This window comes from Methylophilus sp. 42 (assembly GCF_000384155.1).
In the GTDB taxonomy this organism is placed as follows: domain Bacteria; phylum Pseudomonadota; class Gammaproteobacteria; order Burkholderiales; family Methylophilaceae; genus Methylophilus.
Genome location: NZ_KB913031.1, coordinates 2499226 through 2517940 on the forward strand (window position 1 = coordinate 2499226; position 18715 = coordinate 2517940).

At 52.1% G+C, this 18715-nt stretch carries 20 protein-coding genes; 4 read left to right on the forward strand and 16 right to left on the reverse strand.

What is annotated here, in order from left to right; translation table 11 throughout:
• The first annotated feature begins 21 nt into the window (after window positions 1-21).
• Together MET42_RS0111890 and MET42_RS0111895 are read left to right on the forward strand one after the other, a co-directional pair.
• Window positions 22-660, forward strand: coding sequence for a peroxiredoxin (locus MET42_RS0111890; RefSeq protein ID WP_019883248.1), 639 nt, complete (start codon window positions 22-24; stop codon window positions 658-660).
• A 69-nt stretch (window positions 661-729) separates the two neighbouring features.
• Entirely contained in the window at window positions 730-1446 is a 717-nt protein-coding gene (locus MET42_RS0111895; RefSeq protein WP_019883249.1) for a S9 family peptidase, read from the forward strand.
• Window positions 1447-1470: 24 nt separating this feature from the next.
• On the opposite strand, the gene MET42_RS0111900 is transcribed toward MET42_RS0111895, so the two are convergent.
• Window positions 1471-2196: a siderophore-interacting protein gene (locus MET42_RS0111900; protein WP_019883250.1), complete on the reverse strand. Its 726-nt coding sequence runs from the start codon at window positions 2194-2196 to the stop codon at window positions 1471-1473.
• A gap of 35 nt (window positions 2197-2231) precedes the next feature.
• On the opposite strand from MET42_RS0111900, the gene MET42_RS0111905 reads away from it, so the two are divergent.
• Entirely contained in the window at window positions 2232-2705 is a 474-nt protein-coding gene (locus MET42_RS0111905) for a MarR family winged helix-turn-helix transcriptional regulator (RefSeq protein ID WP_232411550.1), read from the forward strand.
• Window positions 2706-2790: 85 nt separating this feature from the next.
• Here MET42_RS0111905 and MET42_RS0111910 read toward each other — a convergent pair whose 3' ends face one another.
• The 14 genes from MET42_RS0111910 to MET42_RS0111975 form a co-directional block, all read right to left on the reverse strand.
• Window positions 2791-3000, reverse strand: coding sequence for a dodecin (locus MET42_RS0111910; RefSeq protein WP_019883252.1), 210 nt, complete (start codon window positions 2998-3000; stop codon window positions 2791-2793).
• A 47-nt stretch (window positions 3001-3047) separates the two neighbouring features.
• Window positions 3048-3551: a hypothetical protein gene (locus MET42_RS0111915; RefSeq protein WP_019883255.1), complete on the reverse strand. Its 504-nt coding sequence runs from the start codon at window positions 3549-3551 to the stop codon at window positions 3048-3050.
• Window positions 3552-3604: 53 nt separating this feature from the next.
• On the reverse strand, window positions 3605-4699 hold the full coding sequence (locus MET42_RS0111920; protein ID WP_019883256.1) for an ABC transporter substrate-binding protein: 1095 nt from the start codon (window positions 4697-4699) through the stop codon (window positions 3605-3607).
• Window positions 4700-5020: 321 nt separating this feature from the next.
• A complete protein-coding gene (locus MET42_RS0111925) occupies window positions 5021-6880 on the reverse strand; it encodes an ABC transporter ATP-binding protein (RefSeq protein ID WP_019883257.1) in 1860 nt (619 codons plus the stop codon).
• Complete coding sequence (locus MET42_RS0111930) at window positions 6867-8735, reverse strand: ABC transporter ATP-binding protein (protein ID WP_019883259.1); 1869 nt, start codon at window positions 8733-8735, stop codon at window positions 6867-6869. The genes MET42_RS0111925 and MET42_RS0111930 overlap by 14 nt, the downstream gene beginning before the upstream one ends.
• A 114-nt stretch (window positions 8736-8849) precedes the next feature.
• Window positions 8850-9623 carry an ABC transporter permease gene (locus MET42_RS0111935; protein WP_019883260.1) on the reverse strand — a complete coding sequence of 258 codons (774 nt, stop codon included), beginning with the start codon at window positions 9621-9623 and terminating at the stop codon, window positions 8850-8852.
• 38 nt (window positions 9624-9661) lie between these two features.
• Window positions 9662-10429: an ABC transporter permease gene (locus tag MET42_RS0111940; protein WP_019883261.1), complete on the reverse strand. Its 768-nt coding sequence runs from the start codon at window positions 10427-10429 to the stop codon at window positions 9662-9664.
• A 61-nt stretch (window positions 10430-10490) separates the two neighbouring features.
• Entirely contained in the window at window positions 10491-10895 is a 405-nt protein-coding gene (locus MET42_RS0111945; RefSeq protein WP_019883263.1) for a biopolymer transporter ExbD, read from the reverse strand.
• On the reverse strand, window positions 10895-11641 hold the full coding sequence (locus tag MET42_RS0111950; protein WP_019883264.1) for a MotA/TolQ/ExbB proton channel family protein: 747 nt from the start codon (window positions 11639-11641) through the stop codon (window positions 10895-10897). Before MET42_RS0111950 ends, MET42_RS0111945 begins: the two co-directional genes overlap by 1 nt.
• A 26-nt stretch (window positions 11642-11667) precedes the next feature.
• On the reverse strand, window positions 11668-12507 hold the full coding sequence (locus MET42_RS0111955; protein ID WP_019883265.1) for an energy transducer TonB: 840 nt from the start codon (window positions 12505-12507) through the stop codon (window positions 11668-11670).
• Between the two features lie 17 nt (window positions 12508-12524).
• The gene (locus tag MET42_RS0111960; RefSeq protein ID WP_019883266.1) at window positions 12525-13400 is read right to left on the reverse strand and encodes an ABC transporter ATP-binding protein; all 876 of its coding nucleotides are present in this window, start codon (window positions 13398-13400) and stop codon (window positions 12525-12527) included.
• Window positions 13401-13635: 235 nt separating this feature from the next.
• Window positions 13636-14706: an ABC transporter substrate-binding protein gene (locus MET42_RS0111965; RefSeq protein WP_019883267.1), complete on the reverse strand. Its 1071-nt coding sequence runs from the start codon at window positions 14704-14706 to the stop codon at window positions 13636-13638.
• 46 nt (window positions 14707-14752) lie between these two features.
• Window positions 14753-15811 carry an ABC transporter substrate-binding protein gene (locus tag MET42_RS0111970; RefSeq protein WP_019883268.1) on the reverse strand — a complete coding sequence of 353 codons (1059 nt, stop codon included), beginning with the start codon at window positions 15809-15811 and terminating at the stop codon, window positions 14753-14755.
• A 16-nt stretch (window positions 15812-15827) separates the two neighbouring features.
• A complete protein-coding gene (locus tag MET42_RS0111975; RefSeq protein WP_019883270.1) occupies window positions 15828-16550 on the reverse strand; it encodes a class II aldolase/adducin family protein in 723 nt (240 codons plus the stop codon).
• A 296-nt stretch (window positions 16551-16846) separates the two neighbouring features.
• Here MET42_RS0111975 and MET42_RS0111980 point away from each other — a divergent pair, with 296 nt between their 5' ends.
• On the forward strand, window positions 16847-17980 hold the full coding sequence (locus MET42_RS0111980) for a sigma-54-dependent Fis family transcriptional regulator (protein ID WP_019883272.1): 1134 nt from the start codon (window positions 16847-16849) through the stop codon (window positions 17978-17980).
• A 55-nt stretch (window positions 17981-18035) separates the two neighbouring features.
• Here the strand turns inward: MET42_RS0111980 and MET42_RS0111985 are convergent, their stop codons facing one another.
• Entirely contained in the window at window positions 18036-18587 is a 552-nt protein-coding gene (locus MET42_RS0111985) for an NAD(P)H-dependent oxidoreductase (RefSeq protein WP_029512430.1), read from the reverse strand.
• Window positions 18588-18715: the final 128 nt, after the last annotated feature.

The following is an 18715-nucleotide window of genomic DNA, read 5'->3' on the forward strand; positions in this document are numbered from 1 at the left end:
TCAAGCAAAAGGAGTTTTATCATGACCCTCAGACTAGGTGACATCGCCCCGGACTTTACACAGCAATCCAGCCAAGGCCCGATTTCTTTCCACGAATGGCTGGGCGACAGCTGGGCCATCCTGTTTTCACATCCGGCTGACTACACGCCAGTGTGCACCACCGAGCTCGGTGCCACCGCTAAACTGGCGCAGGCATTCAAACAGCGCAATGTCAAAGCCATTGCACTGTCGGTAGACCCAGTAGAGTCACATCATGGCTGGATCAAGGACATCAATGAAACACAATCCACGGATGTGCAGTTCCCCATCATTGCCGATGCTGACCGCAAGGTGTCGACCTTGTATGACCTGATCCACCCCAATGCCAGCACCACGGCCACCGTGCGCTCAGTATTTATCATCGACCCGCACAAAAAAATCCGCCTGACGCTGACTTACCCGGCCAGCACCGGGCGTAATTTTAATGAGCTATTACGCGTCATCGACTCATTGCAACTGACTGAATACCACAGCGTCGCCACCCCGGCCAACTGGGAAGACGGCCAGGATGTCGTGATTTTGCCGTCAATCACCGACCCGGTGGTGCTTGAAACCAAATTCCCCAAAGGCTACAAAACCGTCAAGCCCTACCTGCGCCTGACACCACAACCGAATAAATAAGCGGTGGATACAACGGGCCGGTGTTACCTCCGGTCCGCCCCACCCGCACGTATTGCCGAGAACCTATTCATGACACGATTAACACAATTATTGATGACCGCTTTATGCTTACTCAGCCTACCGGTGCAAGCAGTCGATGCAGTGAACGTCGATACCCCGCGTGGCTCACCAATCAGTGTGGTTGCGAATTTCCCTGAAGGTAAAGGGCCTTTTCAAACGGTGATTCTGGGGCCAGGCACCGGCACCATGAAGCAAAAAATCAATGAAGTGGTGGAACGCGAACTGCTAAAGCACAACATTGCCGTGTTCCGTTTCGAGTGGGCATTCTATGTGAAAGACAAAAACGGCAAACCGCCAGATACTGACCGCTCACCAGAGATTGAAGACTTTACGACCGTCGTCGCGCTCGCCAAAGCCGACAAACGCGTGGATCCCAACGCCATCATTGTCGGCGGGAAATCCCGTGGAACGGTCGTCGCCTGGCAGGTTCTGCGCAACGACCCAACGCTTAAAGGCATCTTGCAACTGACACCAGTTTGCAGCAAAGAAGGCTTTACCGCCGACCAACTATACCCAGACATTGCCAACGAGCGCAGACCCTCGCTTTGGATCGCTGGCGATGCAGATTCCGCATGCAACCCGAAAACACTTTATAGCTTTCTCTCGCGCGCCGGAGGCCCTGCCAGGGCAGCGATTGTGATTGGCGATCATGGTCTGGCAACAGAGCTGACCAGCCACCTGTCGGCAGAGTTGTCAGCTGACTTTGTGGCGGCCGTCGTCAAATAGTGAAACTGTCTAACTACAAATTAACTAGATTTTCTCGTGGAAATTAGTCGTTCCTTTTTTCCAATAAGCAGCCGCTTTCATCAGTTCTGTTGCTTGGCCGCGTTCAATCAGCAACTCCCTCACCTGCAAAGCAAAACCATGCTCTCCGGCGACCCAACTGAAGCCATCTCCATCGGGTAATGGTATGGCACTGACCATATCGATCAACGCTTGGTGAGAATTAGCCCAGCCTATGTCTCTTGTGGACACATGGCCGAAGTCACGGCGGTCACTGTCGTGTTCCACCTGAATCAACGCAATCACCCGGGTATCTGCGGGCAACTCTTCCAAGCGGCGAGCCACTGCAGGCAAACTTGAAGAATCTGCAATCAATAAATGCCAATCAAAGTCCTTGGGAATAATTCTGGAGCCTTTAGGCCCGGCAATGATGGCCTGGTCTCCCGGCTTAGCATTCCTGGCCCAGTCCGAAGCATCACCATGTGCATGCAGCGCAAACTCAATGGCTAACTCTCGCGAGGCGGTGTCAAAACTACGTGGCGTGTAATCGCGCCTGACCGTTTCGCCTTGGCTATTGGTAAAAATAAACTTGATATGGTCATCAAACGACAGGCTGTTGAATTGCGCCAGCAATGACCCGGTAAAAGTCACCGTGACAAACCCTTCGCTTGTATGATCTACTTTCAACACTTCAACAGGTCTTTGTTGCAATTCAAAGCGGACTCTCTCAAACTGATGCTCTTTGATAAACATTTCCACCACACCTTATTTAGTTGATAATATCAACCATGATGATCAATAAAGTAGACATTGTCAACCATAATCCGGATGATACGCATCAGGTTTTTGAAACCATCCACCGGCTGATGCACATATTCCGCGCGCGCCAGTACCGCCTGATACAAGACAGTGGTGTCGACCTGACCCATATGCAGCATAAAGTATTAGGTTACTTTGCACGGCACCCAGACGCGACGCTGAGTGATTTGGTAGCGGATTCTGGTAAAGATAAAGCGCAGCTTGCACGGCTGATTACCGAGGTGCGCGCGAAGGGTTTATTGGATGCTAAACCCGACAGCACAGACAAAAGGGTGACGAGGCTGAACCTGACTCAAGCAGGCAAGGATATATTTGAAAGCCTGAAAAAAGCCGAAAGAGAACTATCTGATCTGGCAGTGCAAGGTCTCACGCAGGAAGAACGCAAAGTACTGCTCAAGCTTTTAGGCCATATTAAAAACAACTTATCAGACCCAACGTCTTAAACAAGGTCTACACTTTCAAATACCCCACAAAAAACGGCCCGAGGATCAAACCCGGGCCGTGATCAAGACACTACACTGGGTATTATTATTCTTCGATTCTGAAGCCGACTTTAATCGTGACCTGAAAATGTGCGACTTTGCCATCCGCAATATGCCCGCGCGTTTCCACGACCTCAAACCAGTTAAGGTGATGTAAGGTTTTTGCCGCACGTTCAATGGCATTCTTAATGGCATCATCACTGCTGATGGGGGAAGACCCGACCAGCTCAACAACTTTATAAATATGCTCTGACATGGTTCTATCCTTGATATGGTTGAAGGATTTGTTTGACTGCCAGTTGATTATACTGGCTGCCAGACACGTCCAGGCGCATTCTGGTTAGGATTTCCCTCAATGCGGATCAGCTTGGCCGGGCCATCGCGGCGTGGCGAGTGAATCTCATTTTCGTTATAGACGCGGACATTGCCTGGCCTCAATTCAATCGAATCACGTAATTTGACCGTACCGGGCTTGCCGCCTGGTTCAGCCGGGTCGATCACATCCCAGCCATCCATGGTCGTCACGCCGGCGACCTGGCCATAAATGGCCCAGGAGACACCGTGATCATGCGGTTGTGTTTTTCTGGCTTCTTTAAACACGTGGCCCAGAATGGCAAAGCCTAAATCGGTATCTTCGTACAGTACGCGACGTTGTGGTTGGGCGTCATCCAGGTATTGCTGTGCGAATGCCTGATCGGATACCACATCTTGCAGATACACGCGTACACGCTCACGACCAGCCGGACCTTTGTCCTCCAGCAAAAAGGTGCGTACCTGCTGCGCGACCGAATCAATTGTAAAAGCCATGCTTGCTCCTGAAAAAAAAAGATGGCACGTGCAAGACACGCGCCACCATGGTGTTAAGCAGCCAGTTTGCCGCCCTGTTCGTTAGCCAACAGTTGTTCTAATGCCTGCTGTGCATCGGCCAATGGTCTGGTATCAATCCAGGCATCAAAGTCAAAGTCGCGGTCCAGAATGCCGTAGGTGAGCAGGAAGTTTTTCTGCTGACGGAACAACTCAATGCGCTCTGCAGACAAATCAGGTGCCAGTGACAGGTGGAAGCCATTGCGATAAGCCGCAGCCACCCCTTCTGCCGTGCCGCCAGTTTCACTTTGCAGGATTTCATGCACGCCGGCCAGATTGGTTTTGGCCCATTCTGCGGCGCGCAAGGTTTGGGTTAAAAAGCGAACCACGTAATCGTAGTGATTTTCTAACAGGTAACGATGGACGGTGATCGGGCGTGGCGTACCGTTATTCACACGGAAACGTTTTTCCGGCAGCGCATCGAGGTCAATCCCCACTACCAAACCTTGGTCACGGGCACCGTCTTGTGCTGCCGCACCTTTAACATACACAGCATCGACTTTACCTTCGAGCAGGGCGTTGAAACTGGATTGCCAGCCACCATAACGACGACCAGACGCGGTCACTTCGTTTTGACCGACCTCGACCAGCTGGATGTCATCCAGTGTCAGGCCAACGGAATCCAGTGCGCCTTTATAACCATGCAGGCTGCTATGACGCGTGATGGTCCGGCCACGCTTGTTCTCAATCACATCTTTGGGGTTATACGCAGGCAACCCCAGGCGCTTGCCCTTGAGGTCTTCCGGGCGGCGGATATTGGAATCCGGGCGCACAATAATGGATTGTGATTCTTCGATCCAGGTCAGGCCGATCAAACGGGTTTCTGCGCCCTGCGCTTTGGCCGGGATCGCAAACAGGTTACCGCCTTCGCGAATCAATGTTTGCAGACCGTGGTCGTAATGGTGATGCCTGAAATCAGCACTGTCATCATCCTGCAAGGCACGCAGGCGAATATTGTCCGCAGCAAACTCTTCTTGCAGCCAGCCCAGCTTAAACGCAATACCGGAAGCCGTCGGTACACCACCTTGACCATTACCCGCGCAACGCGTAAACCAAAGCGTATTGTCAGGAAGTTGTTGTTGATTACTCATAAATACATTCCTTTAGTGAATTAAATTGTTTTCATGGCGGCTCAAACGCGTTGTATTCGCCATGTCTGTTGGTCCATGTGATTGCCACTGCTAACGTACGCAAGCCACCTCCAGAAGCACGGTTCCCGAGGGATTCACCATCAAACGTTGCGTTTGTTTAACAGTTCATGCAGTTATCTGCACAAAATATGCCAAATGCAAAGAAACTTAAATATCCAATATAATTCAATGAGTTGCGAGTAATCAACAACAGCATCCCAAATGCGTGTGTACGCTATTAAACAGCCGGGTGATGTAATTTCAACAGTTGATTGCTTCTTATTAAAGCTGCTCGCCTGCCTCATAGGCGTGATACAACTCGGCATATTTACCCTGCTGCTGGATCAGTTGCGCATGCGGACCAAGTTCAGCCAATTCACCGTGATGTATCACGGCAATCAGGTCAGCATCGCGGATGGTGGCCAGGCGGTGCGCAATAATAATGGCAGTGCGGCCTTCGCATAAACGCCGTAACGCGTGCTGGATACGGCGTTCGGTTTGTATGTCGACGGCCGACGTGGCTTCATCGAGAATGAGAATAGTGGGGTTGGCCAGATAAGCGCGCAGCAAACACACCAGTTGGCGCTGGCCGTGGCTGAGGTGTGAGCCCATGGCACCCACTTCGGTATAGTATCCATGTGGCAGACGGCTAATCAGGTCATCAATGCCTAACTCGGCCGCGGCTTGTTCAAAGTCAGCCAAGGTAGCTTCAGGTTTTGCGAGGTGCAGGTTATCAATAATGCTGCCGCTAAACAGCACGTTGTCTTGCAACACGACCCCTACATGCTGACGCAAATTACGCTGGCTCAGCTGGCGGATATCGACCTGGTCAATAAGCACTTGCCCTTGCTGTACATCATAAAAACGCGTCAGCAATTGAATTAAGGTACTTTTACCGTGGCCGGTTGGGCCGACAATCGCCAATACCTGCCCGGCCGGAACCGTTAAATCCAGGTTTCGAATAACAGGCTTGGACTGATCTGGCACATAGGAAAAACCGACATTTTTAAAGCTCACTTCGCCTTTAATCGAGGCAAGTGTCTGCGCGTTAGGAGCATCCACAATTTCCGGCCTGGTATCCAGTAATAAAAACACACGCTGGGCCGAAGCCACACCATTGGTATAACGCTCTACAAGGTCACCAAGCTCCTGTAGCGGCCCCAGAAACATATAGACATAAAACAGGCTGGCCGCAAATTGCCCCAGGGTTAAATGGCCCAGAGTGACTTCCTCACCGCCTGCCACTAAAAGCAACATCAGGCCCAGTATCGTCAGCACGCCCGTGAAGTGCGTGAACCAGCCGGAGGCAATATTGCTACGGACCAGTGAATGAATAAAGGCATTGACCAGCGCACGGTAGCGCTGCAAGTTGCTGTCTTCCTGCACGGTTTGTTTGATAATGCGCACGCCTGCCACGGTCTCGACCAGATGCGCGGTAAAACGGGTACGGTTTTCAGCCACACGCGCAAAATGCTGGCTGGATAATTTCCGGAATAGCGTGCTGGAAAGGATAAGCAAGGGAATCACCAGCGCCAGGTGATAAAACAGCGTCGGCGACACCCACAACAATATGCCAGCGGCCATGACGAACCTGAGCAAGGCAGAAAATATCTCCGGCGGCCCTTGAATCAGCAGGGGTTCCAGGGCATCAATATCCCGATCGACCCTGGAAATGATGCGGCCAGATTTGGTGCGGTCAAAGTAAGCCACGCTTAGTTGCTGTACGTGGCTAAACAGGTCTATGCGCAACTGGTTCAAAATGCGGATAGCCGCCGTACCGGAAAAATATTGCGACAAGCCAGCCAGCACAAAACGCGCGGCCCACATACCGGCAAGGCCAAGCATGGCGACATTAATCACATGCCAGTTCAAGCCAACCACGGTGCCACGGTCAGCCGCAACCTGTGACTCATACAGCAAACCGAAATCAATGGCCTGCTGAATAAAATAAGGGCGCAAGAATACAAAGCAAACCAGGGCCAGTTCGAGCAGCATGGCACTCACAATATACTTGCGAACGGGTTTCAACAGTGGCAGCAGGCGCCAGAACATATTGCGGTTCAGTTGCTGCTTGGCCAGGGTTTCTTCGAGCTCGATATCAGACAAGGCCTTAATATTCGGGTTACGTTCAGCGGCCATCATCCAACCCCATCAGTGCACGATAACGTGCATTATTCTTCACCAGCGCCTGATGTGTATCAGCAGCGATAATGCTGCCACCTGCCAGGAATAGCACCTTATCTGCCAGCAAAATGGTAGATAACTTGCTGGCAATCACCAGTACCGTCGTTGCACGCCCTTGTGTTTTCAGGGCGCGGATATTGTTTAATACATTGCGTTCAGTCACCGCATCCAGCGCACTGGTGGCGTCATCCAGCACCAGGATACGCGGCTGTCCGAGCAAGGCGCGCGCCAGACAGACACGTTGCCGCTGGCCACCAGACAAAGTCACGCCACGGTCACCAATGCGGGTTTCCAGGCCGTCACTCAGACTCACCAGCAGCTCTGATGCACTCGCCATTTGCAGCGCCCATTCCAGGTCGTCGTCAGTGGCTTCAGGCGCCGCCAGCCGCATATTGGCCGCTAGCGTATCGGAGAACAAAAAAGCCTCCTGCGGTACGGTATGTACCTGTTTGCGCAATTCGGCCAGTTGCAGGTCTTTGACGTCCAGCCATTGGCCATCACTTCCCGCAATTCCGACCCGGCCATGGCTGACTTCTGCCAGTCTGGGCACCAGGCCTGCCAGTGTACTTTTTCCCGATCCGGTGGTACCCACCAGCGCCACAATTTCACCGGCCTCGATATCAAATGTGCAATCACTGAGTACCGGATTACCCCCTTCTGGCGGTAACACCGACACCTGTTCAAAGCGTAGTGATAATGGCCCGGCCGGTAAGGCCTGCGTGCCAGATGTGATCTCTGGCTCGGCATCCAGCAGGTCCCAGATGCGAGCCGCCGAAGAGCGTGCATCAGCGAACACCTGCATGACCCGCCCCACGCCCTCTACCCTAAACACCAGGGTATTCACCATGAGTAAAGCAGCAATCAACTGACCAAGATTGAGCGCGTGCGTATAAACCAGGTGGCAGCCAAACCCCAGCACCCAGACTTGCCCCAGCGCGACCACAAATTGCGGCAAGGGAATACGTGAGGTATAAAACGACAGGGCGGCAAACGCCTGTGTCATAAAGCCCTGCACCTGTTGCTCAAAACGTTTGATACGGCTGGCTTCCAGCGCAAAGGCCTTGATCACGCGTACGCCATTGACGCCTTCGGTCAGGTCCTGGTTCACGGCATCGTAAGCTTCGCTCACTGCCCGATCGAGTTTAACCAGGTGTTCGGTTTGCAACAGTAAAATACCAAACCCAATCAGGCACAACAGCAGCGGCACCAGGCCCAGCCAGAAGTCATACCAGAATAAAAATCCCATGGCGGCGCTGACCACCAATGCCGTATCTACCACCTGGCGCCAGAAGCTGATCAACGCATCTCGCAACTTGTCAGAGTCGCGCGTGGTGCGCGTCACCAGTTCGCCTGCGCCATGTTGCCAGTGATAGCTCTGATCCAGTCGCTGTACCTGAATCAAAATGCGCTCACGCAAATGTCCAATCAGGTTCTGCTGGATTATCAATGATAACCAGCCGACAAAATACAAGATCGCGGCACGTGCCAGCGCAATGCCGACAATGATCAGTAACCAGTGCCAGGCCACCTCGCTATTCAAAGCGCCAGTAACCGTGCGCACAATGGCTTTGCCATGCTGCACCTCATCAATGGCACGCGCAATCAGGCCTTGCTGCAATGCCAGCAGCACATTGGCCGCCGCAAACAACCCGGTACAGAGCCAGAACCGGACCGGGGTTCGGCTATACAGCAGCAGACAGCGGATCAGCGGGTAATGATGGAGGTTAAAGGCAAAAAATGCAGGCCATGGTTGCTGGCCTGACTGCGGTAATACAGGTTTGTTTTCAAGAGAGTGTTCAGTCAAAGGATTCAACTTCTATCTAAATCTTGATCTTGGCGCACAGCATCGCGTTGCGATGTCTGCGCCAAGATCTATATATTGAGTGCGGCGATGGCTTATGGTGATGGTTGGCGGTTGCGGACGGCGCTAGCCGACCTGACGCCATTTGAACAGGTGATTACTCGCCAGCTTAATCAGCAGAGACATCCCATAACCGAGTACGCCAATCACAAAAGTCACAATAATCAGGACATCCATCCTGGAAGCTTCCTGTGCATTCATCATTAAATTACCCAGGCCAGCACCGGCAGTGAACAATAGCTCGCTACCGATGGTGGATAACCAGGCAAACGCCAGTGCCAGTGAAAAGCCAGTGAATATCTGCGGCAAGGCAGCGGGCAAGGTGATGCGGCGATAGATCTGCCAGCGGCTCAAGCGATACACCTGGCCGACCTCCTGAAATTTGTGGTCCACCTGCAACATGCCTTCAAAGGTGGATAACACCACCGGGTAAAACGCCGACAGGCTGACGACGATCAGCTTTGAGGTATCGCCATTGCCAAACCATAATGCGAACAATGGCACCAGGCCCAGCAAAGGCACTTGGCGGATCGCATGGTAAATCGGCGTAATCAGGATGTTGGCTGTACGCGACACGGCCACCAATGAGCCGACCAGGAAACCGGCACTGGCGCCCAGTAACAGGCCGGTAAGTGCACGCTGTACACTGGCCTGCACATTCACCAGCAACTCGCCACTGCGGCTGAGCTCGACCACACCCGCCCAAATCTGGCCCAATGAAGCAAAGGCATAAGCATGATTGGCATCCAGGCGCGACATCGCATCCCAGGCCAGAATGACCACTATCGGCAATATCCAGCCACGCCAGTCGGGAATCCATTTATAAAAAGAATTTTGCATGCGGATGTCTATCTACTTATTTGCTGTTGATGAATGACTTATGCTTTGACCGCGGGTTGCCAGGGAATCAGGCGAATCTCGGCCCACTTAAAGAGTTTGTCTATGCTAAAGCCGACCAGGCCGGTGATGACGACGCCGACCATGACAACATCAAGGCGAAACATTTCGCGCCCTAATTGCATCATTTGGCCGATACCGCTATCCGCTGCGAGAAGTTCCGCCGCGACTAGGATGGTCCAGGAGCGTGAAAAAGCGATCCTGAGCCCAGTGAATACAGGCGGTGTAATGGCCGGAATAATCAGTTTGCGATACAGCGTGGTTTTGGGTAGCTGATAAATGCGCGCCACTTCAAAATAGTTTTTGGACACCCCTTTGGTCGCATCATAGGCTGCCAATGCAACGGTCAAAAAAGCGGCCTTGGTCACAATAATGACCTTGAAAATCTCATCCACTCCCAGTAACAGGATCAGGATGGGAATCAAGGCGATCGTAGGCACCTGACGCAAGCCTTGAAACAAGGGCAACGCAAACGCTTCTACCCGCGGTGAAATCGCCATCCAGATACCGAACAGCACACCAGTGAGTGCACCGAGGCCAAAGCCGGTAAGCAGGCGGAAGAAGCTGGCTTTGAGGTGCAAGGCCAGTTCGCCGTTAGCCGTGAGCTCTTCCAGCGTGGCCACCACCGCACCGGGCGAAACCAGCACATCGTCAGCGTACCAGCCCGCCGCTGCCACCCACCACCATACAAGCAGCAGCAGGATGGGCGAAATCAGGAAAGGGAAGAATTGTTTCCAATCACGTGTCATCAACTTGCTACCTCATCCAGTTTCACTCTAGTCACTTTGTTTCACTATTCGCCTTGTTTCGCTACTCGCCTTGCGTCAATACGGCCACGCGCGTGATACCAGCACGCTCAATCGCCGCCATCACTTTGGCGACTTTGCCGTAATTCACGGCCTCGTCAGAACTCAAATGCAAGGTCACATCCGGGTTGTTATCATGCAATTTTTTCAGCTCAGGCTCTATCGTTTCCAGCGGATACTCCTGGCGATCGATAAACAGCTTGCCAGCGGCATCCACCGATACCGTCACTGGCTTTTTCTGCTCAGGCGCTTTGGTGGCTGCTGTTTTCGGCAGGTTGACCTGGATCGCGTTGTTCATCAAGGGCGCGGTCACAATAAAAGCCACCAGCAATACCAGCATGACATCGACCAATGGCGTGACGTTGATTTCACTCAATACGTCATCATCAGCATTTGTGGAAATAGCCATTATGCAGTTGCTCCTTTAAGGTTACGCACCACCGCAGAAGCTGCTGAAGAGGATGCAACAAACTCACCGGCCTTGGAGCCATCTGCCTTTTTAAAGGTGACGCGACGCGATACTTTGATTAAATCTTCAGCAAAATCATCCAGATTGGTGCTGCTGGTTTTTAAGCGACGCAGGAAAAAGTTATAAGCCAGCACCGCAGGCACCGCCACGGCAATACCAATGGCTGTCGCCACCAGCGCTTCACCAATCGGGCCCGCGACCACTTCCAGGCTGGCGGTGCCCAGCTTGCTGATGTCGGTCAGCGCGTGCATGATGCCCCAGACCGTACCCAGCAAACCAACAAACGGCGCGGTACTACCGATACTGGCCAATACAACCAGGCCTGCTTCACGTAATACGCGCTCTTTTTGAATCTGCTGGCGCAGTGCGCGCTCAAGTACTTCCTGGCGGTCACCGCTATGACGCAGATCATCGGCAGACTCCACATCCAGGTCTTTCAGGGTTTCAAAACCCACTTGGGCGACACGATAGGCGGGGCCGTTATGGCCTTCCAGCGTAGCAGCTTCCTGCAGGCTTTTTGCACCCCAGAAGGCGGCCCTGAATTTAACGTTTTGCTTGCGGATCAGCCACACCTGGAAAGACTTGGCCAGGATAATGGTCCAGGTCACGCCAGAGGCCACCAGCAAGGTAATCAATACACCAAGCACCACTGGGGATGCGCTTTGATAGGTTTCTAAACTAAACATAATATTTCCTTTTCAAATTAAAAAAATTACTGCAGCTTGAACTCAACTGGGAATGTTGCCCAACCTTCGACCGGGGTATTCCCTCGTTTTGCCGGGGTAAATGCCCAGCGCTTCGCTGCAGCAACCGCAGCATCATCCAGTACACCGTGTCCACTGGACTTCTTAACCTTCACATCGGCAGGCTTGCCGTTAGGCAACACTTTCACCCGCAATACCACCGTGCCTTCCCAGCCCTGGTCCGCAGCAAAATCGGGATATTCAGGATCAGGATTATTCAAATGACCGACACCACCTTTGGCTTCTACCAGTGGCTCCTCTTTCACCACCACCGGCGGAGGTGGCGCTGGTTCTGGCGCCGGGTCAGCGACCACCGGGCCGCTGGTTTTTGCCGCGGTGGTGTTTTCCTGTACCACAATGTCGTTCGGCGCAATATGCTGGTCAGCGGGGGCGGTCCTTAATGCCGTTGGCTTGGCGGCCTGTGGCGGTGGGTCAGCGCGCTTGACCTGCGGTGGTGGTGGCGGAGGTGGTTTTGGCGGCTCAATGACGGGTGGCGGAATCACCTCTGGCTTCACAAACTCCACAATCACTTCGTTTTTCTTTGGCTTGACGATGCTGGGTTGATGCAAGGCATTAATAAACCCAGTCACGCCCAGAATATGGGCCAGAATGACCACACCGATCAGCGCCAGCAATTTATTACGCGGAATAATCTGCTCTACGCGATTAAACTTGCTGACCAGACGCTCGGATAACTTGCCAAAATCTTCGCCAGTGGCGACCAGGTTCTTTCTGGCTTTGCTTTTATCTGTGAGTGAATCCCAAATCGTAGAATGCTCAGCGGGCGTTTTCAGTGCCGTTGTTGACATACAAACTCCTAATAAATCTAACTAATCTCGATGAAGTCGCTTAACACATCATCTTTAATGCGCTGAAACTCCGGTGAAGTACGATGGCGCGGTCTGGGTAAATCCACAGCCACCACGCGTTTGATACGCCCTGGATTGGCTTCCATGACCACCACGCGATCTCCCAGGAACACTGCTTCTTCGACGTCATGCGTAACCAGGATGGAAGTCGTGCCTTCGGTTTCCCAAAGACGTTGCAATTCTTGCTGCATCTTGAGGCGAGTCAATGCATCCAGTGCGCCAAACGGTTCATCCAGTAATAACAATCTTGGTTTTAGCACCAAGGCCCTGGCAATCGCGACACGCTGCGACATACCGCCTGAAATCTGATGAGGGAACGCCTGGGCAAATCCAGACAGGCCAACCAGCTCAATTTGGTGTTTCACGCGCGCATCCACCTCCTGCTGTGTCAGGCCAGAAGATTCCAGTGCCAACGCCACATTCTGCTCAACGGTCAGCCACGGGAACAAACGATGCTCCTGAAACACCAGGCCCCGGTCCAGTGAGGTCCCTGAGACTTTGTCACCCAGCCAGACAATGCTGCCGTCGTAAGCGCTATCCAGTCCTGCAATCAGCCTGAGTAAGGTCGACTTGCCGCAGCCACTACTACCGACAATGGAAATAAATTCGCCTTTAGTCACTGCCAGTGAAAAGTCTGACAGCACGGTCAACGCTTTACCGTTGAGCTGGAAAGTCTTGGAAACGCCCTCTACCGCCAGCACGGCCGCCGAGCTCGCCAGTGACAGATGTTGCGAACCACGCAGGCCTAACGGTCTCACCGACGCATTGTCTTCGCCGAGGCTATCTACGTGCGCTTCATTGATCACACTTAAAGCGGTTTTAGGGCGACTCATGTTTCTTCCTGTGCAAAATAACTAGAGTGCTATACGCAATCCCTGTGCCAAGTTAAAAATTAATATTTATTACTTAATAATCATAAGGTTATATACATTCCAGCGAATACCCTGTATTGGGCAATGTTGTATATCCATCATCTGACGGCAGGCATGTGCTGGTATAGCAACAGACATAAAAAAACAGATGGCGGGAGACCATCTGTTGGAAGGGATTGCCGGGAAGCAATAAAGGTTATTGTTGTGATGCAATCCGGGACGGTGCCCAGAAAGTCTCCAGGTTCAACTCCTTTAAAGCTTTGTCGACAAAGCTTGCGTTAAGCAGTTGCTGAATATCAATATCGTTTCGAATCAGGCCAGACTCACGCGCATAAGAGGCTGCACGTTTGTAATGATCCACCAGCGCCTGGTCATAAAGCGGTGACCAGCGGTCACGCCAGCTCACGCTATCATCTTCATAGTCGCGCCTGACCACACTCTCAGGCTGCACCAGGCTAGCATAATCCTTGAGGTAGGTTTCCTTGTGCGCCTCTTGCGCTGCCCAATGGTTGGCTTTAATGAATGAGGTGACGATGGCTTGAGTGAGCTCTGGATGCTCTTTGACAAAGTCATTACGCGCCCACAAGCCACCCATCAGTTTCCAGTCCGGTGGGGCATTTTTGGTCGACCAGATGATTTTACCCACGCCTTTATCCACCAGGTTATAGGCATCACTTAAAGAGAAGAACGCATCTACCGAGCCACTGGCCAATGCCGCAGCACCGACTTGCGGATTCACGTTCACAATCTTGAAGTCGGTCAGCTTGAAGCCATTTTTCTGCACCAGGTTGGCAAACGGAATCTCCCACGGACGGCCACGGTGCAAGGCAATGCGCTTGCCTTTGAGGTCAGCAATCGTTTTTGCTGTTGAATTGGCGGGCACCACCAAATAAGAGTTACCGCTACGTCCCCACGGCGCGACTAATTGCACGCGTGGCTTGGAGCCGTTCAAAATAATCGGTGGTAAATCGCCATAGGCCGCGAAGTCTATGCTCTTGTTGGCAAAGGCTTCGTTGACGATGGGGCCGACCATCGCCGTGGCAGCAGGCACCCACTCCAGCTTGACGCCGCGCTTAGCCAAGGTTTCATCCAAGCCGGTTTCACTGGCCAACTCGGTGCTACCCAGATAGTGCGTCTTGCCATTGAGGTTATAAGCCACAGTGGCAATTCTCACCACTTTCGGGTCAGTTTCAGCACTGTGGGCGCCTGACATAGTGAATGCAGTCACCGCCAATGCCGAAAATACATAGTTTAAAAATCTGCTCACACTTACTCCTTATTTACGCTTAAGCCGCGAGGCTTACTTACTTGCTTCAGGCAACCGCCGCATATTGATGCAACTGCTGTTCTGCATCACGCAACGGCCTGAAATCAATCCACGCATCCAGGTCAAAATCCTTGTCCAACAGGCCATGCACCAGCATAAAGTTCTTTTGCTGGCGGAACAGCTCTACGCGCTCCGGGGACAAATCAGGCGCCAGTTGCAAATGGAAGTTCTCACCATAAGCCGTCGCCACGCCGTCTTCGCCCGAGCGGGTTTCGGATTCGAGGATTTCGCGTACGCCTTTGAGGTTGCTTTTGGCCCAATCTGCCGCACGCAAGGTCTGGTAGAGGAAACGCACCACCAGGTCATAATGATTGTCCAACAATGACTGATGTACGGTGATCGGACGCGGTGTGCCGTTATTGACGCGGCTGGACAGCTCAGGATAGCTATCAAGATCGATCCCCACCACAGCCCCCACACGCTTAGCGGCATCCACCGCAGATGCGCCTTTTACATATACCGCATCGACCTTGCCTTCGATAAGTGCATCAAGGCCAGACCACAACTCACCTAGACCATTGGGGTTATCACGGCCATTACGATTACCACGACCAGAAGGCACCTCTACCAAAGTCACATCATCCAGCGTCAAGCCAGCGATATTCAAGGCGCCTTTATAACCATGCAGGCTCATGCCACGAGCAATACTGCTGCCGCGTACATGGCTGGCAATCGGATGCTCGATAAACGCCGGCAAAGCCAGGCGCAATCCCTTCAATTGTTCAGGCGTGGTAATGCCACTATCCGGCCTCACCAGGATCGCTTGCCATTCATCAATCCAGGTCAAGCCAATCAGCTTGGTCGGTGCACCTTGTGCCTTGGCAGCCAGCGCCAGCAAGTTGCCACCCTCACGAATCAACGAAGGTAACTCATGATCGTAATGATGCTTGGATAACTCTTTGGGCGCTTCTTGCAACGTGGCAATGTTAATGTTGTCACGCGCAAACTCTTCATTAAGCCAGCCTAATTTATAAGCCAGGCCCGTGGCAGTCGGCACCGGGCAACGGGTAAACCAGATTTGATCGATATGTTGTGCTGTGGTCACTTGGTAGCTCCTGTGATTACAAGTCGGAAGGACGCAACAAGCCTTCTTCTTTAGCCTGGTCGTAAAGCTTGGACATTTTCCATTGTTGCTTCAACACGCCTGGGCCATACTCACGGGAGCCACCCAGGGCCTCTGCCAGGGTTTGCAACTTGGCGCCTTCCTCCAGCAACAGAATAAACTCTGCCAGTTTGCGCAGACCTTGTTTACCCCATACCGTGGCACCACCATTGGCTTCAAGAATCGCCGTGTGATGTGGATTAATCGCAATCTGGTCGAGGATAAAATCGACTTCCTGCTGGCGGCGGTCAATATAAATCGGTAACTCTTTAATCAGGTTAAAGCGCTGCACCGGCACATAACGGATAGGCAATGTGCGGTGTGTTTGTGCCCAGGCACCCAGGTAGGTGGAATGTATATGCGAAATCGTGGTGACTTCCGGGCGCACCTGGAACAATTTGGTATAACGGCCAGCGCCTGCGCCACTGCCTTTGCCGGCATAGACCGTACCATCAAAGCCAACCACGGTTGCCTCAATTGGCTTGCCCTTGTTAAACGGGCCCGGGTCATTCACGATGATCAATTTGTCCTGGCCTGGCACGCGATGCACAAAGCCCACGGTGCCATTGGCAGTAATGCTATCCGTCTCGCGAAAGACCTCAAAAGCCAGTTTGGCTTCCGCCACAGTTTCGTTTACGTAATGATCCAGATCCAGTTCAGTATTAACAGTCACGACAGTCATTGTCAGTCCTTTCAAAATTCATGCGAAAACAACACGGACTACTTGGCAAAGACTGTGCCACTTGCAACAGGTAAAATTTATCTATAATAATTAGACACTTAGAAAAAACACCGATGCCGAGCACCTGTTGCCCCGGCAACAAGTGTTGCGATTAACACAGCAAAATGTTGAATTCCCGCCCATGATCTGGCTTACCTTCAATATAACCAATATGAATATTGTTATAATTTATAGAACTTTGACTTATTAATGATCAATGTAATATAGTGACTCGCCTGTTAAATAAGGAGTCAATGATGAGCGCACAACGATGGGATATCCGTGATTCGTACACCGAACGTACTGACCATGTGATCACACACCCCAATCCGTCTGCCGTCAGCTTGTCCGTGCGGGCAAGTGCACTGGTATTCAGCGATCCCAAATCGCAAAATCTGCTGTCTTTGATCGAAAGAATCGCTTCCAGCAATGCGACCGCGCTGATCATTGGCGAAACAGGAACGGGTAAAGAACTCATTGCCCGCCATATCCACTCACTGAGCAACCGCAGAAACGGCCCGTTCCAGGCCATTAATTGCGGCGCTTTCTCAGAAACCCTGGTTGAGAGCGAGTTGTTTGGCTACGAAAAAGGCGCGTTTACCGGCGCCAACACCTCCAAAGTTGGCTGGTTTGAAACCGCCAATGGCGGCACACTGTTCCTGGATGAAATCGGTGACTTGCCACAGTCGACACAGGTCAAATTATTGCGCGTGCTGCAAGAGCGTGAAGTCGTGCGCGTAGGCTCAAGAAAGCCCATCCCGATTGATGTGCGCCTGATTGCGGCGACCAATGTGAACCTGGAAGAAGCCGTCAAAGCGGGACGTTTCCGCGAAGACTTGTATTACCGGATTAAAGTGGTGCCAGTTGAATTACTGCCATTGCGCGAGCGCCGTGGCGATATCCTGCCGCTGGTTGAGCATTTCCTGGCCGTATATCGCAATAAGCTGAACACTTCGGACCACAAACTGGCCCCCGAAACCACTTCGCTACTGATGGAATATCCGTGGCCGGGCAATATTCGTGAACTGGAAAACGTCATTCACCGTGCGGTACTGGTGAGTACCTCCGATACGCTTTATCCAAAAGATCTGAATTTACCCAAAATCAGCTTTAACCGGCCAGAGTTTACGTCTGATGAAGACAGCGGCATCACGGCACCACTGCCAAGCCGGGTCAGCTATGAGCGCCAAAGTGCGCTCTATAAATTGGAAAATATTCTCGAAGAGCTGTTTGAACAAGCCCCGGAAAACCTGTATGAGCTGATCAATGGCACCACGGTCAGCAAGGCTTATGAGCACAGTAAAAACAATCAGGTGCATACCGCCAAACTGCTGGGCATCAGCCGCAATATCCTGCGCGCCAGGTTAAAAGAACTCAACCTGATCGCATAAAAAAAGAGGGGAATATATCCCCTCTTTTTTTATGCCGAATCTTGCAAACAACCTGCTAGGCAACCAGCGTTTCCGGCAAATTCTGCTTAATCAACACCGCGGCCTGTTCTAGCGCCTGGTCGATACGCTGTTCAATCACGGCACTGTCCAATTGGTAATTCGTGAACTCTGCATCCCGGGCATAAATGGTGGTCGGGATGGTGTAAATACCAAAAAAGCTGGCCAGACTTCTTAAGTGCGACTCCAGCACCAGCGCATGATGATCGCTGCCTCCTGTTGCCACCAAAATAGCAACTTTACCAGTGAGTTTCTTCGGGTCGACCAGATCAAAAAAGTGCTTGAGCAAGCCGGTATAAGAAGCTTTATACACCGGCGTGCCAATGACGATAATATCGGCCTGGTGCAGCTTATCGTAGGCTTGTGTTAATGCCGGTGGAAACTGGTTAAAGGACACAGTAGGCCCCAGATCTGCCGTCAGTTTGGAAATATCGATCACCTCACCCGGACTATGAAACTTCTGGCTGGCCTTGGTCACCACAGACTCCACCAGCGACAAGGTTCTTGAGGGTGCAGTAATATTTCCGGAGACTCCAATAATTCGTGGCATTTCGATTTTCCTGATTAAACAATGTCTTGATTTAACAGCAAATAAAATGCCAGATTTAAACCCTTCATAATCAATCACTTGAAAAACAGATGCTGCCAATTCAACAACAAACGTCGCCAAAATGTTGG